This window comes from Lactobacillus sp. HBUAS51381, from assembly GCF_012641095.1.
Lineage (GTDB): Bacteria > Bacillota > Bacilli > Lactobacillales > Lactobacillaceae > Levilactobacillus.
On record NZ_JAAVSC010000047.1, the window covers coordinates 1 to 14,181 of the forward strand.

Here is a 14,181-nt window from a genome sequence, read left to right on the forward strand (position 1 = left end):
CCCTTTTTTATACACTTTTTTTACTCTACACAGTATACAAAAATATCCGTTGCCAGTAATCAATTAAATTGATTACCAACAACAGATATTTTAGAACCTCAATTCCAGCCTTCTAGCCGCTTCTTGTACATCAGCGCAGTACTTTGCCTAGGGCTTCCTTCAGATTCCACCTCGCGATGGACACCTTCGGCTCGTGGTTCCGACTACTACGGCCCACAGCGGACTTTCACCGCCTAGTTAGCGCCCATGCCGGGCGCACAACAAAAAAGACCGACTGCTGTCGGTCTTTTAAGACTAAAATTAAAATTCTAGATTATCTGATTAGTTGCCCCAAAGACCATTGTTAGCGTTAGAAGCTGAGGAATCAGTGGAAACGGCACCCTTAACTAATGATGCAGTGTAAATTGCACTTGCGGCATTAGTCTTGTCTGCAGAGTAAGAACCAGGAAGCGCCTTTTCAAAGGTGTAAGTTACGTGGAAAGCAGTGGTATTAGTAGCTTTAGCTGCAGCAGTGGCTGTTGAAGCATCAGCAATAGTTGCATCAGCTGGCAGGTACAAAGTATCAGTGCTCAACGTAGTAGCTTTGTTAGTAGTCAAGTTAGCTTGCACGTCAGCGCTAGTGTAATTAGAACCATTTACACCACTGAATGGCGTGGTCAAGGTTGGCAATGCAACAACTAAGCTCAAATCAGTTGCAGTAGAAGCGGCTTTTGAACCCTTAGCAATCAATGCTGAAGCTTCGGCAGTACCGTTGTCTTTGTAAGCCTTGATAGGGGTAGTAACTTGGTCGCCCTTCTTAGCATATAAAGTCAAAGTAGAACCAGACTTAACATTGTTGTTCAAGTTAACTGAATCAGCACCAGTTACAGTGTAGCCGGTACCCTTAACGGCGTTATCAACAGCCGTTTGGAAAGCATCCGCAAATTTTGTAGCGTTAGCATTGTTGTCGTAAAGTACGTTACTATCAACTACGGCACCCTTAGCAGTCGTACCAACATTGTAGTTAAATGACTTGATCGTGTTACCACTCAAATCAACAATGTTAACCTTAACTTGAGTAGCTTCGTTCAAGGCATTAGTTTGAGTTAAGTTGCTCAAAAGAATCCAACCATCAGCCTTGGTGTCAGCGGTATTTTGGTTAACAACGTGTACCCAAGTGTCACCTTCACGAGTACGAGTACCAACCTTGTCTACAGAGAACGTAGCGTCCTTGTAAGCAGTGGTATCAGCAATCGTCTTACCAATCTTGTATTGGGTCCATGCTGGTTGCTTGTAAGTCAAGCCATCAGTAGTCTTACCAGGGTTGGTGATCTTGTAGTTACCATTCTTTTGGTCAGCAGTTAAAGTGCCTTCCTTGAAAGTGGTGTATGCAGCAGTACCACCAGCAAATTCGCTAGCTGACTTACCACCGTAAACCCATCCACGGTATGCCTTGTCGTAAGAAACAACCTTGTAGTAAATTGAACCACGGTTAGTCTTAGCAACACGGTAAGCACGGAAGTTCTTGTGAGAAGTCGTGCTGTTCTTAAGGTTCTTAGCAGTAGTCGTCGTAGCGATTACCTTAGCACCCTTAACAGTACCTGGCTTTGAGTAGATAGCGTTCTTACCAGTAAGGTTGATGTTCCGAGTGGTTGCGTCAGAAGTCATAACCTTATCAGAAGTGACCTTAGCAGCGGACTTTGCAGAAGCAGTAGTTGATACCGCAGCAACTGATACAAAGCTCAATGCAGCTAAGCCCAAGTAAAGAGATTTCTTTAAACTTGATTGCATAAATTTCTTCCTCCAAACATAATGTATGTAATTTATCAAGCAAGAATAGTATAACTGAAGTTAGCGCTTTTGTTAAGAAATTTATTTCCTAATCGGCGAACTCGTCAAGCTATCCCCTAACTACGATTATGATTATAGCCGGAACTACGAAAATAAACAAGGATTAACCTCTTTTTGTCGTTCGAATGAAACAATAAGTTGGATTTTGTAACATTGTTGTCATTTAACTTGCTAATCCTTAATCCTTGAAACCGTTGTGAAAAGAAAACGTTAAGCTATTTCAATTCCCTTAACTTTAACCCCGCGTTAAGGTAAGGGAATTCACTTGCTTTTCTACCGTGGTGGGTCTACACTGTGGTCATTAAATGAAAGGGGGTGATGCTTTTTGGCAACAGGAAATTGTTACCTTAAAGTGATCGCTTCCGCGGAGAACGGAAACGATTAACTTCTTTAAGGTAAGCGCCAGCGAAATCTCTTCGCTGGCGCTTTTGTTTTGCTTTCTTTTATGGGATCGGGAACCCCCTGTTCAATTTTCGATTAATTGGCTTCGAATTCTGACGCCGAGGTCGTATATCTCGTGCATCCCCCGCACCGTTCCCGTATAGTGAGAGTTGTACCAGCGCAGTCACTCTACTATTCTAAAAGGGAGCTCATTCATGCCATCTCAGAATAATACTGATCCACATCGCCGGCTCATCGCTTCGACCATTCCGGAGACCGACCGTTCCGTTGGCGACCACCTGCAACTGTCCCAGACGACCGACTCTTCCGCTACCGTCATTCCCTTTCCACCCCATTACGGCCGCGAGCTGGCCGAATGGGTTGCCACGGTGAGAGACGATCCGGAGTTCTTGCAGACATTAAGTGCCAGCATGCCCGAGTTCTCGCTCAAAGCACTGCGTCACGGTGACTATGTGCCGGCTAGTAATGGACAACTCTTCGATACGCGGACCGGTATCTTCTACTAAGATTGCTCGTATTCTTTTCCAAACGGCTTGACTAGGGCTGAACAAATTCGAATTTAAGATTTTTAATCCGCTCGATCTATCGCTTCTGAGATAGGTCGAGCTTACATAACTGGCTTTACTCTCAAAGAATGGCGTTTCTTCCTATAACTGAGCGGTCGGATTGTTCTGAGCTAATCGGATTGACATAACCCCTTCGCATCACGTCAGATTGACGTGATTTTTTTATTTTTTCGTTACTTGTGACCCTCGGTTGGGCAAACATGCCCCCATATCTAAACCATCTAAAATATCCAGCACGACCAATCAATGACCGTACTGGATATTTTAATCGTTCTCTCGTCCGCAAACAATAAGGTTATGAGGTCTAAGCTTCTTCCTGATCATTCAACAACCTATTTACATTAACTGTAGGCATAATATAGCCTGGATACTCATTTGACGCCGTGGTCAGCATCGTAATAATCGAGCGCGCATATGGATATAGGATAGCTACTGCATTAACTCGAACAAGTTGATCTAAGCCCGTATCCGCATCGTCTTCTTCTGGTTGATAGTCAAATATACCGGTAATTGCGCACGATGTCTTAAAGGGAGAGGTTTCATTTTCTAATGATCCAACCACTATGCTTAAAGTTACATTTATTCGATTTTCGTTGATATCAATCTTTCTAGATATTTGGGGATTCATTTTTATTTCGGAACGTGTCTGATGATAGTTTTCATTCCGTTGATAGCTCATATCTTGGACATGATAGTTTATAAATTTTAAAACAGTCACTACGCAACCTCTCCTATCTCAATATTTTTAGAATAGGTTTTTATTTTTGATATTTCGGGACCAAATGTCTCGTAACTAAAGTCTTTATTGTCCATATGATATGAATAATCCGCTAATTTATTATCACTAGTCAACCACTCTTCCGGTAGCCGACCATATTCTTTATAGCTGTCTCTGGCTGCTTCAAATAAATTCTCCTGATACTTAGCCTGCACCCGCTGATTATTCTCTATTTGAGTAAGCGAAGACGGCGCAATACCCAGCGTATCTGCGAACTTTCTCACAGACATCTTTAGTTTCCCTCTCAAATCTCGTATTTCATTCGGACGCATATATCCTTCAGCCGCTCGATAGGCGGCGAAGGCACGATAAACGTTCTCCATGGGATGATCAAAATCTACCCACAGTTCCCCGTCATTATCTCGCCAATAGTGATTTCTAACGACCAAATCATCTTTATCCCTCACTTTTACTAATTCCAGCTTCCACACTTCTGAATACTGTTCTGTAGTTTCCGTTTCTGGATTATAAAAAGTTTTCTTTGTCATCTTTATTAACTCCCAACATACTGTTTGATCACTTATACGGAAAATGTAACGGGTACGCCGCAATATGTACTGAGATCCACATCACAATACCACTCGGCTTGTCCTGAATCTTTAAATAACAGGATTCTCCTTCAATCGTTAGCCCAAAAATCCAAATGTCACCCGGAATCGGCGTTGGATGATTATCCAATTCAGGACCCGAAACATAGTCCCGCCAGCTTAATTTTTGATAAATTAGATTAAATATCTCAACATCTGTCATAGCCAATTCTGCCAAAGTTTGTATATTTTTGGGCCTTCTACTAAGAACCCATCGATCACGACGAGTTCGGATTTTCGACACTATCTTCTTAACATCGTTACCAGTTGTCAAAGTTTACACTTCCAAACTCGTCGTCTTTTCTCAGAACATTATAACATCTTTGTATCTCTAAAAATACAAAGATGCTCTCACTAACTTGTCCATAAAGATAGCCGTGACCGAATCGCTTATGATTCAGCCATGGCTATCTTTACACTTTAGCTTCACACCACCGGCCGCCCCTCACGCACCGCGGCCTTGACCACGGCGCCCAGTCGCCGCATGCCCGCGTCAATTTCGGCCGGTGTCAGGCCAGTGAAGCACAGACGCAGGCTGTTGTGGACATCTCTGGCGGGGTAAAAATTGGTACTGGACACGTAGGACACATGTGCCTGCGGGATGGCCGCCTGGGTCAATAAGGCGGCCGCATCCACGTTCTGCGGCAGGGTCACCCAATCGAAGAAGCCGCCATCCGGGTGGGTAAAGGCCACCTCATCCGGGAAGTAAGTGGTCAGTGCCTGTACCAGCGCCGAACACTGACCACGGTAGCTGGCCCGTAGCGCGGCCACGTGGGCGTCCAAGTCATTGGCTTCCAAATAGGCATTAATCGCCGCATGGACCACGTTATTGGCCTCCAAATCGCTGGCCATGCGTCCCCGCAGAATCGCCGTCAACAGGTCATCATCGGCCACCAACCAGCCCGTTCTTAGCCCCGGCATCAGGATCTTCGACAGGCTCGACACGAAGACCACCCGGCCCTCGGTATCAAAATGCTTGATGGCGGGCAACGGGGCGTGGGTATAACCCAGATCGCGGTATGGCGAATCCTCTAGGATGATGAAATTGTACCGATTAGCCAGTTCCACCAACTGTTGGCGTTTGGCCATGCTCATGGTGATCCCGGTCGGATTGTGATAGTCCGGCACGGTGTAGAGTAGCTTAATCTTAGGATGGCGCTTCAGTGTGTCCTCCAAGCGATTAAGGTCGAGGCCGTCCGCCTGTAGTGGCACCGCATGATACGTCGGCTGGTACAGGTCAAAGGCGGCCAACGCCCCGATGTAGGTCGGCACCTCCACGGCCACCTCATCCCCCACGTTCAGTAGCGCCTTAGCCACCAGCTCGATGGCCTGTTGCCCACCGACCGTCAGGACCACGTTGTCCGCGGTGGTCGCCACCTGCCCCCATTTGCCAATCCGGGCCGCCAGCTTGGCCCGCAGCGCTGGATTCCCCTGAGCGGTCTGGTACTGGAAGAGATGCGCGCCCCCCGCCGCAATCGCGGTATGGAAGGCCGTCTGCATCGCCGCCACTGGAAACAGGTCTTCTCGCGGACTACCCGCCGCAAAGGACAGCGCCCGCGGATCATCATCTGGGGAAAACAGCCCACTCAAAGCCGAAGGAACATCGGGATTCACGCGTTGTGCGAATAAGTCTTGTCGCATCATCACCACACCTTTCTAGGACGTGCGCCGCTAGTCGCCATCCCATCACTTAATTAACGAACCACTCACTCAAAACCTACCCTGCCCGCCACCATTTAACCGCACCGCATCGTTACCAAACGAACGGTTGCTAGCGGCTGGTCAGGCATCATTTTAACTCATTACCCCTCACAATTATCCCAACACCCAATTATCACTTCCGACTGACCTAGGAGTATGATAGAATACCGTTGACAGAAAAACGATTTCAACTATCTAGAAATAGCGTGAATGTAATTCATCTTAACCAATCGGAGGTGGCCACGATGTTACCCTTTGCCTATCGCGTCTTTCAAACTATCGTTCAAGAACATACCTTTTATCGGGCCGCACAAACGCTGAACGTCACGCCCTCAGCGATTAGCCACTCGGTCAATCAACTGGAAAAAGAACTCGGTTTCCCCCTATTTATTCGTAATCGGACCGGCGTCGAATTGACCCCGGATGGCCAGACCGTTTTACCACTGATTCAAGCGATCATTAACGCCGAGGATCGGCTCCAACAGGCCGCCGCCAACATCAACGGCATGAACGCCGGCTCGGTGCGGATGGGCGCCTTCTCGTCCGTATGCATCAACTGGATTCCCCCCATCATTCGACAGTTTAAACAGGACTTCCCGCAGATTGCCATCAACGTTGAACAGGCCGACTTCAGTAGCATTGCCGCGGCCGTCAAGACTGGCCGTCTGGATCTTGGGTTCTCCGCGCTCCCCGTTTCCGAGAAGCTGACGGTCTTACCGCTAGTCAAGGATGAGATCTACTGCATCACCCCTACCGACTTCATCCCCGCCAACCGCACCACGGTGACCGCCGCCGACCGCACCACGGTGACCGCCGCCGACCTGGTCGATCAGAACTTCATCCTCCAGCGTGGCGACTATGACAAGGACACCAAGGCCGCGCTAGACCACTACCAGATTCGGCCCAACGCCCTGCGCTTCTCCATCGATGACCAGTCGATCCTCGCCATGGTCGAGGCCGGCATGGGCATGGGGATTCTTCCGGAATTGGCGTTGGAACGCGTCAGCGGCAACGTGAACGTCTATCCGTTTGACACCAAGTTCTTCCGCACCATCTGCCTGGTCGTCAACTCTGAACAGGCCAAGGCCCCCTCGACCGCCAAGATGATCGCGGCCATCACCGATTACGTGACGGCGAAGTACCCGGATAAGGTGCTGGCGCATCCGCATGTGGGGTAAGATTTACCATTTTAACTAGAAAGTCCGGTGACGCAAAATGCCTAGTGATCCCATTTCTAAGATTTTTAACGCGTCGAAAAATTACAATATTGATGTTCTGTTGCATGGCGCCTTATATGAAGAGGACCCGGCGAAAAAAGAAGTTTACCTCGCTCTATATCACAACGTACTGGGCGAGCGTCAAAGAAAGACGATCAATCAGAAGGGTTTTGTCCGTTGACCGATGATCCTCAATTAATTACCGTGACTGAAACCAATGTTGTCGGTAAGTCTAAAATACGTCTTCTACCTCATTAAGCGTATGAGCCAGTGGGTGTCACAAACTGGACTACTGCCAAGTTTTTATCAGAACAATCACTGCCCTAACAAAGGAAGTTAAAACCAGCGATGTCCACTCAAAAAGAATTAAAGATTATCAATGCGCTTAAAACAAAGAGGGCTACTTTTCGCCCATTATCCGCTCAACAGGCCAAAGAACTCGATCAGCGCGTTCGCATTGAGCATGTGTGGTCTTCTAACGCTATCGAGGGTAACACCTTAACTCGTTACGAGACGGCCTCCATTTTAAACACCGGCATGACGGTCCACGGTGTTCCCGTCAAAGACGTTCTCGAAACCTTGGACTTAAACGAGGCCTACGAGTATATGATGACGCTGGCTAGTCAGAAAACGCCGCTGAGTTCAACATTGATTCGGACGCTCAATCGTATCGTGACGTTACAAACGACGACGGACAAAGCCAATGCCGGTGTCTACCGAATTTTAGCTGCCTGGCCATATGGTAGCGAAGATAAACCGTACGTTGCACCGTTCGATATTGCCCCTCAAATGGACGATTTAATCACTTGGTCACAAGCCGTGCAGAACGATCGTCATCCTGTTCAGTACGCCGCCGATCTCCACCAAAAATTTGTCGCCATTCATCCCTTCGCTGATGGCAATGGCCGCACCGCACGTCTACTCATGAACATGGCCTTGACTCAAGCAGGCTATCCTGTCATCAACGTGCAACCCAACAAGGAAGCCCGTAACGCTTATATGGAAGCTCTGGCCGAGTCCCGTGAATCCGGAAATCTCGAACCCTTCGAAGCCTTGATTATCACATATGTTCGAGAGACTCTGAATCAACGCATCAGTATTCTCCAACTTAATGAAAAGAATCAAGACGATGCGAAGAATGATGTCGATGAACACTTTGAAAAGTTTTTGAAGACAAGAAAACAGCCGTAATGCTACTGCACCACATCTTATTTAAAATCGCAATCTCACCATCCTAAATGGGGTAAGAGATTGCGATTTTTTGACACTAGATTAGTGTTTGATCACTCTACTTCGCGAGACAGCTTTCGATGTGCTACCTCTGCTTGCCGCTCCAATTCCGTTAGTTCTTCCACCAATTGATACACAGTTGTTCCAGGATTCCGTAAATGGTACGGCACTGTTGGTTGATAATAGTTGGCTAGCTTCTTGGCAAAGCGGATCGCCCGCTGTCGATTTTCAACCGTCAGTAACGGCAGAATCGTGGTCGTATTCTTCTCGTATTTCCCCTGAATGCCATGGCTTTGCATATGTTGAGTCAGCTTATCCTTATACGTTTCTCGATCAATTGCCGTATTGAGAAATTCGAAATGTAAGAGATACCATAACTCAAACGAGTCATTGCTCCAAGCCGCATGCCACCCCAGTTGTTCAGCCAGTTTAATGGCGTTATCAAATTTATCGAGTGGAATATCGTCCTTATCAAACACCACCCACACGTGTTCAAAGAGGCTGGGACTTAATTGGATAACCTCAGCAACGCGATCAATTAGAGTCAAGTTGCTGACGCCTGTTCCCTTGATGGTCAGACTAGGAATCGTGACCGCAATTCGTCCTGCGAGTCCGTCGTACTTTTCCGCCAACTCAGCGGCTAAACTTCTAAAGTACAAGACCTCCGTCTGAATGCCCTCCGTTGCAATCAAATAGCTCCCTGGCAAGGGCAACATCTTCTGACGCTTGGGCTTTTTGCCAACTCGTCTACCCATTCATTTCCCCCAGACGTTTTAAGTTCGGTGTGGCCTTAAATTTCCCCAAAATATAATCCTTGCCATAACTGGCATCGTTACGGACTTTCTTGCCATCCGCAATCCGAATGCTATCTAAAGCGTATAGGTCTGATACGCCCGCTTCATCCTTATTGACAAACCACACCTCATCCCGCCTGAAGTTGTCCTTATCCAACGTGAACAATTCCTGAGTAGTAAAGATGAGTTGCGCGCCGTGAGGATTAATCTCCGGATCATGGAACATAATTAAAATATACCGTAACAAGAGTGGGTGAAGTTTGGCATCTAACTCATCAATCAAGAGCGTTTGGCCCTGATCTAGAACCTGTTTCAAATCAACGTATAACATTAACATCTTACGGGTCCCACTCGACTCTGCCGCAATTGGCGTCTGCATCAATTCGCCCGTTTTAGGGTTGCGGTGATAAGCCACCACGCGTTGCTGATGTCGAATATCGTGGGTCAAGTCGTTTCCCACCGACACCAGACCCAGACCCGCAATCCCCACATCCACCGCATGAACAAATGCCTCAAAGCGGGCCTTTTCCTGAGGATCTTCCAACAAGGTAATCAGTGGGTTCTGCGGACGATCGGCATTTAGCCGACTTCCCTTCATCATTTCACCACGTGGATTGCCGTAATCAATCACGCGAACATGCCGAAACCAGGCGTCGATACCCTTAATAACCGGTAAATTTAATCGTGCTAATGCAGACAACAAGAGTGTCTCCGGCTCAACCAGTCGTCCCAGCGTCTGCACCTCCGTTCGGGTGGCAATTTCACCCGAAATGCCGGTAGCACTGCGATCAAAAATTAGCCGATACTGCTCACCGATGCGATCTTTATCCCGTTGATAGAGATACTCTTCGATGACAACGCCTTGCGCACAGCTAAACCCGTACTGAAAAATATCTGATGGGGTTGAAAATAAGACACTAAACTCTGTGGGCGCCGTGGCTTCCGAAAACCAGTATGGTTCGATCTTTAACAATGCCTCATCATCGGAAAAAGACGACAAAACTGCCGTTGTCATCGCTTGGAATGCCTTAATCACATTGCTCTTTCCAGAAGCATTAGCCCCATACATGGCAGCTAACTTCAATATGCGTTCATGTAAGACATCCGTAACCACATCCGCTGGCAATTCCTTGATCGTTGAAGCGGTCAAGTCGAGGGTTACTTCATCACGAAAAGACCGGTAATTTTTAAATGTAAATTGGTGGAGCATGGTCATCACCTCTCTTGAAGAATAGCTGACTCGTCAGTGTTTTGCAAGTAATTGAGATTTTTTCTCAAAAATAAATATCTTAGTGATATATCGCGACACTATCATCCTATGTACCCCCAAACGGCCGCCCTCCAATCTGGAGGCCGACCGCCAAGAGGTTGCGTTACTTGATGCTAAACGTTAAACCATGACGCTAATGCTAGACTGCCGGTGCCGGTTGCGGACCACCCACCAAGGCCGTCTTCGTGGTTTCCACAATTTCGGCACGCAGGGGGTCGGCGTACAGGTCGACATCCCCCTTGGCGAATAACTTGGCTGCGGCTACCTGTTTCATCAAACCTTCAACTTCCGCTGGTGTGAGGTCGGCGTTGACGTACTTGAGGCGCAGGTGCTTGACACGCTTGTCGGAACCTTTAAAACTCAATTCTAATGTCTTCATTAAGAGACTTCCTTTCTATTCTGCGGGGGAAACGGACGTTAGGCGACAGCGCTTTGCGTGGACACGACGGCGGTGCGGAACGGCAAGCCGGTTAGCCCGGACAGGTACCCGCCGAAATCTTCGACTTGCTTGGCGGCCGGCGCGCTAATCGCATTCTGTAACACGATCTTAACGGGCTTCTCGTTGTCTTCGCCGAAGATAAAGGTGATGGTCGTTTTTTGCCAATTCGTTTGCATGGGTGGTGCTCCTTCCGTGGTGCGAGATTTTATAAGTGGCTGGCCAACCCTTACACTTATTACTAATGTAAAAAATGGCCATTTTGTTGCACGTTTTCGCTAAAAAGTTTAAAAAAGTTTTTCCGGTGGCGTCAATGTCCGCAGTAGACGCCGGGTGAGCGACCGCCGCCAGCGAAAGACGGTGGTCCGATTCACGTTGTATTTCGTCGCAATCTCCGCCGGGGTCAGCTGATCGACCACGGTTCCGACCAGAAAGCGCCATTCTCCGGTACTCCCAGCTCCCCCAATCAGCTGCAGGAGGTAGGTCCGATAATCATTGAGGCCAATCGCGGTCAGTACGTCTTCGTCACTTGGTAGCTCGGCAATCACGGGTTCGTGGTCCCCTGGCTCCATGGGAACGGCCTGTCGCCGGCGATTCCGGAGTTGATTTCCCAGCTCCCAGGTCAAGGCGCGTTGGGCGTACGCCAGGAACTGGTGCGGTTTTTCTTCCGGATCATCGGGGAAATTGGCGTAGATCTGGGGGAAATACGCGCGGCCCTCCTGTAGATAGTCATCGTATTCATCCTGATCGGCGCGCAGGCGCAAGCGTTTCAAGGCGGCGTAAATAATGGTCTCGTGATCGCCGGTAAATAAGAAGCGGTACGCGGCGGTAGTGTCTCTGGTCATCTCTGAATCATCCCTTCGAGTGTGGTGATCCATAGCGCTATGGTCAGCCCCTACCTTACCGGAGTTCTACCGGGGCCGCGAATGGCGATTTTTCGCGAAATTGGCCGAAAATTTCCTAAAACTGGCTGCCGTTTGCGCCCCCTAAATCGACCGATCCTACTGACTCGCGGTTACGGTTCAATCGCGAAATTTCCGGATTCGGCCTTTTTTTCACTTTTTTGGTCTAAAATAAATTTTTCATGTGGCGAAACATTTAGATTGTGTTATAAATGGTTATGTAGAGAAAATTTAATCGCGTTGGCCATTCCGGCAACCCGACACCCACCTGCCAGGCCCCGCATCATGCGTCAACGCACTATTCCAGGAGGAGTTTTACAGATGAATAAGACAGCAATTCTAACGACCGTCGCTGCGGCGGCCCTCTTCTTCGGTGGCAGTACCACCCTCGCACAGGCCAAGACGTATAACCAGAAGGGCAATGCGCTTGCCGGTTACAACGTGAACAAGTACAAGACGGTCAAGAATAAGAATTTATTTGTCAAGCGCTATACGTTCAAGACCAGCTACAGCAACATTTTCCAGACCAAGCCAACCAGCATTCACACGACCAAGGGGAAACAGGCCACGTTTAAGTCCAACGTCTTTCTGCCGGTCACGTACCAACACTCCGCCGACTGGGGCAATCCCCAGGCCGAAGTCCTCTCCAAGGACGGCAACACGCTGTATGAGCTGATTACCCAGAGCAGTGGCAGCAACCGGGGCCGGATTGTGAAATACAATCTGGGACAGTTACGGCATAAATTTGGCATCAGCACCACCCACATGGACGCCTTGCGCCGCGCCAGCTACGACCATTCCGTTGGCCAGATGACCAGCAAGGATAAGCAAATCATGAAGCTCGTTAAGGTCGGCCCAACCTTCAATACCGGTCACGGCCAATCACTGGCGATGAACCCGAAGAACGGTCAGCTGTGGTTCATTGGCAAGCCGGTCGCCGTGAACACCAACGTTCAACGCGTCAGCACCAGTACATTAAAACCGATCACCAAGATCAACTTCAAGCTGAAGAGCACCGTCACGATGGGCTCGAACCTGACCTTCGATAAGCGCGGTAACGCCTACTTCTTCACGTATTCCAACGGTGGTTGGGCGCCTAAGGGTGCGGTCAAGATCTACCAGGGTAAGATTGGCAGTAAATCCGTGAAGTTCCACTTGGTTATGCAGGGCTTACGCAACCGTCCCGGCACCAAGCCACAGGCCATGGCTTACAATGCCAAGCGTAACCGGCTCTACTTCGTTTCCGACAGCAGCATCTCTTCAATCCCCGTTTCTAAGCTTGGTAAGCTAAAGGCTAGCCAAGTTGAGGCTTCTAACTTCAGCGGTAAGCGTGAGTTCGAAGGGATTCAATTCGCCAAGAACGGCGCCAGCTACCTCTTGGTCAACAAGGGCGCCGAGTTGATGCAGGCCACGAACAACAAGTTCTAACACTATCACCTACGTCTGTCAGGGTTCCGCCTGCTGTGGGGACCGGCATGCGCCACAGAGCGGTCGCCTGCCTCGGTTTGAAGCCGCTAACCCACGTCTTCAAACACGTCCCGCGAAGTAACCTGGCCCAAAACGCCAGTTAACTTCGCACCCACGGCTGGCTCCACCCTAATCGCCTCCGGCTTGGACAATGTTTGACCTAGTTGTTCGTCAGATCCAGAGTGACAGCGTCATAGTTCGCCATTTGCCATCTGCTGGATACGCTTCGCCATGTCGCCACCGAACCTCCGCGTAGCCGAGAGTGAGCCAAATTTGGGCTCAGCCGGGGCAGTCATGATTGGTGATTTTCCAATCATGGCTGGGCGACTTGGAAACGCCGATTTTTGGCGGTTCCAAGCGAGGGCCAAGACCGCTCTTTGGCTTGGCCCGTCCTTCCCAGCGTTCCAGCCCAAACTTTGGCGAACGGTAAGGCGATCAGCCCCACGTAACGTTGCCACGTCAAAGGATTGTCCCAGTGAACAAGCGGTATTCCTGGTAACTGACAAAAACTAAAACCCGTGACCTCCACAGCCGAATGGCAAGGGAGGTCACGGGTTTCATTGGGGCTAAAGTGGACCACCAGTAGCGTCCAACTTTACTTTCTCAACCCAATTACTGCTCAAACGCCGCGCACAATGTTATACTGGCCCCGAGACGGATTGACATTTTAGCCGAATCCGCCTGGAATAACTACCATAACTCAATCTCCAACAAAGGGAACACCAACGCTTGTCTGGCGCTGACGTTCCCTTTGCTAATTTCTAATCAGTTACAATAGAGCGAGAATCACCGCAATCATCATTAAGACGGCTAGGCCGATACCAGCCTCGTACTTGCCCCGGCGCGGTGTGCGCTCGACACTCAGGGTGAGGTGGGGTCCGTCGACTAACTTCATGATTGTTCTGCTATACAAAATATGGAGAAATGTAGAAAAACACGATGGGTTTCTACATTTAGAAAGGTTGCATATTTCCTTTCATTATTTTTGCTTACTGCCGTTA

The 14,181-nt window shown here is 48.8% G+C and carries 14 protein-coding genes; 4 read left to right on the forward strand and 10 right to left on the reverse strand.

Going from position 1 to position 14,181, the window contains the following annotated elements; genetic code table 11:
• Positions 1-321: 321 nt before the first annotated feature.
• Complete coding sequence (locus HEQ50_RS11720) at positions 322-1,770, reverse strand: S-layer protein (RefSeq protein WP_168900686.1); 1,449 nt, start codon at positions 1,768-1,770, stop codon at positions 322-324.
• A 656-nt stretch (positions 1,771-2,426) separates the two neighbouring features.
• On the opposite strand from HEQ50_RS11720, the gene HEQ50_RS11725 reads away from it, so the two are divergent.
• Positions 2,427-2,738: a hypothetical protein gene (locus tag HEQ50_RS11725; RefSeq protein ID WP_168900687.1), complete on the forward strand. Its 312-nt coding sequence runs from the start codon at positions 2,427-2,429 to the stop codon at positions 2,736-2,738.
• 364 nt (positions 2,739-3,102) lie between these two features.
• Here HEQ50_RS11725 and HEQ50_RS11730 read toward each other — a convergent pair whose 3' ends face one another.
• The 3 genes from HEQ50_RS11730 to HEQ50_RS11740 all read right to left on the reverse strand — a co-directional run bounded on the left by HEQ50_RS11730 (position 3,103) and on the right by HEQ50_RS11740 (position 5,804).
• A complete protein-coding gene (locus HEQ50_RS11730; RefSeq protein WP_168900688.1) occupies positions 3,103-3,516 on the reverse strand; it encodes a protein-export chaperone SecB in 414 nt (137 codons plus the stop codon).
• Complete coding sequence (locus HEQ50_RS11735) at positions 3,516-4,064, reverse strand: helix-turn-helix domain-containing protein (protein ID WP_168900689.1); 549 nt, start codon at positions 4,062-4,064, stop codon at positions 3,516-3,518. The genes HEQ50_RS11730 and HEQ50_RS11735 overlap by 1 nt, the downstream gene beginning before the upstream one ends.
• 525 nt (positions 4,065-4,589) lie before the next feature.
• Entirely contained in the window at positions 4,590-5,804 is a 1,215-nt protein-coding gene (locus tag HEQ50_RS11740; protein WP_168900690.1) for a PLP-dependent aminotransferase family protein, read from the reverse strand.
• A gap of 305 nt (positions 5,805-6,109) precedes the next feature.
• Here HEQ50_RS11740 and HEQ50_RS11745 point away from each other — a divergent pair, with 305 nt between their 5' ends.
• Entirely contained in the window at positions 6,110-7,042 is a 933-nt protein-coding gene (locus HEQ50_RS11745; RefSeq protein WP_168900691.1) for a LysR family transcriptional regulator, read from the forward strand.
• 387 nt (positions 7,043-7,429) lie between these two features.
• Entirely contained in the window at positions 7,430-8,272 is an 843-nt protein-coding gene (locus HEQ50_RS11750; protein ID WP_168900692.1) for a Fic family protein, read from the forward strand.
• A gap of 92 nt (positions 8,273-8,364) precedes the next feature.
• Here HEQ50_RS11750 and HEQ50_RS11755 read toward each other — a convergent pair whose 3' ends face one another.
• The 5 genes from HEQ50_RS11755 to HEQ50_RS11775 all read right to left on the reverse strand — a co-directional run bounded on the left by HEQ50_RS11755 (position 8,365) and on the right by HEQ50_RS11775 (position 11,656).
• A complete protein-coding gene (locus HEQ50_RS11755) occupies positions 8,365-9,066 on the reverse strand; it encodes an RloB family protein (RefSeq protein WP_168900693.1) in 702 nt (233 codons plus the stop codon).
• Complete coding sequence (locus HEQ50_RS11760) at positions 9,059-10,315, reverse strand: ATP/GTP-binding protein (protein ID WP_168900694.1); 1,257 nt, start codon at positions 10,313-10,315, stop codon at positions 9,059-9,061. Before HEQ50_RS11760 ends, HEQ50_RS11755 begins: the two co-directional genes overlap by 8 nt.
• A gap of 199 nt (positions 10,316-10,514) precedes the next feature.
• On the reverse strand, positions 10,515-10,754 hold the full coding sequence (locus tag HEQ50_RS11765; protein ID WP_168900695.1) for a DUF2922 domain-containing protein: 240 nt from the start codon (positions 10,752-10,754) through the stop codon (positions 10,515-10,517).
• Positions 10,755-10,792: 38 nt separating this feature from the next.
• Entirely contained in the window at positions 10,793-10,990 is a 198-nt protein-coding gene (locus tag HEQ50_RS11770) for a hypothetical protein (RefSeq protein WP_168900696.1), read from the reverse strand.
• Positions 10,991-11,098: 108 nt separating this feature from the next.
• Positions 11,099-11,656 carry a sigma-70 family RNA polymerase sigma factor gene (locus HEQ50_RS11775; protein WP_168900697.1) on the reverse strand — a complete coding sequence of 186 codons (558 nt, stop codon included), beginning with the start codon at positions 11,654-11,656 and terminating at the stop codon, positions 11,099-11,101.
• A 378-nt stretch (positions 11,657-12,034) separates the two neighbouring features.
• Here HEQ50_RS11775 and HEQ50_RS11780 point away from each other — a divergent pair, with 378 nt between their 5' ends.
• On the forward strand, positions 12,035-13,141 hold the full coding sequence (locus tag HEQ50_RS11780) for a hypothetical protein (RefSeq protein ID WP_168900698.1): 1,107 nt from the start codon (positions 12,035-12,037) through the stop codon (positions 13,139-13,141).
• Between the two features lie 808 nt (positions 13,142-13,949).
• Here HEQ50_RS11780 and HEQ50_RS12910 read toward each other — a convergent pair.
• On the reverse strand, positions 13,950-14,075 hold the full coding sequence (locus HEQ50_RS12910; protein WP_255459905.1) for a hypothetical protein: 126 nt from the start codon (positions 14,073-14,075) through the stop codon (positions 13,950-13,952).
• Positions 14,076-14,181 lie beyond the last annotated feature (106 nt).

What these genes read in the sequence shown, in the direction of transcription:
- HEQ50_RS11725 (WP_168900687.1), top strand. Translation starts at nt 2,427, where the DNA reads ATGCCATCTCAGAATAATACTGATCCACATCGCCGGCTCATCGCTTCG.
- HEQ50_RS11740 (WP_168900690.1), bottom strand. Translation starts at nt 5,804, where the DNA reads ATGCGACAAGACTTATTCGCACAACGCGTGAATCCCGATGTTCCTTCG.
- HEQ50_RS11755 (WP_168900693.1), bottom strand. Translation starts at nt 9,066, where the DNA reads ATGGGTAGACGAGTTGGCAAAAAGCCCAAGCGTCAGAAGATGTTGCCC.
- HEQ50_RS11750 (WP_168900692.1), top strand. Translation starts at nt 7,430, where the DNA reads ATGTCCACTCAAAAAGAATTAAAGATTATCAATGCGCTTAAAACAAAG.
- HEQ50_RS11735 (WP_168900689.1), bottom strand. Translation starts at nt 4,064, where the DNA reads ATGACAAAGAAAACTTTTTATAATCCAGAAACGGAAACTACAGAACAG.
- HEQ50_RS11775 (WP_168900697.1), bottom strand. Translation starts at nt 11,656, where the DNA reads ATGACCAGAGACACTACCGCCGCGTACCGCTTCTTATTTACCGGCGAT.
- HEQ50_RS11770 (WP_168900696.1), bottom strand. Translation starts at nt 10,990, where the DNA reads ATGCAAACGAATTGGCAAAAAACGACCATCACCTTTATCTTCGGCGAA.
- HEQ50_RS11760 (WP_168900694.1), bottom strand. Translation starts at nt 10,315, where the DNA reads ATGCTCCACCAATTTACATTTAAAAATTACCGGTCTTTTCGTGATGAA.
- HEQ50_RS11745 (WP_168900691.1), top strand. Translation starts at nt 6,110, where the DNA reads ATGTTACCCTTTGCCTATCGCGTCTTTCAAACTATCGTTCAAGAACAT.
- HEQ50_RS12910 (WP_255459905.1), bottom strand. Translation starts at nt 14,075, where the DNA reads ATGAAGTTAGTCGACGGACCCCACCTCACCCTGAGTGTCGAGCGCACA.
- HEQ50_RS11720 (WP_168900686.1), bottom strand. Translation starts at nt 1,770, where the DNA reads ATGCAATCAAGTTTAAAGAAATCTCTTTACTTGGGCTTAGCTGCATTG.
- HEQ50_RS11780 (WP_168900698.1), top strand. Translation starts at nt 12,035, where the DNA reads ATGAATAAGACAGCAATTCTAACGACCGTCGCTGCGGCGGCCCTCTTC.
- HEQ50_RS11765 (WP_168900695.1), bottom strand. Translation starts at nt 10,754, where the DNA reads ATGAAGACATTAGAATTGAGTTTTAAAGGTTCCGACAAGCGTGTCAAG.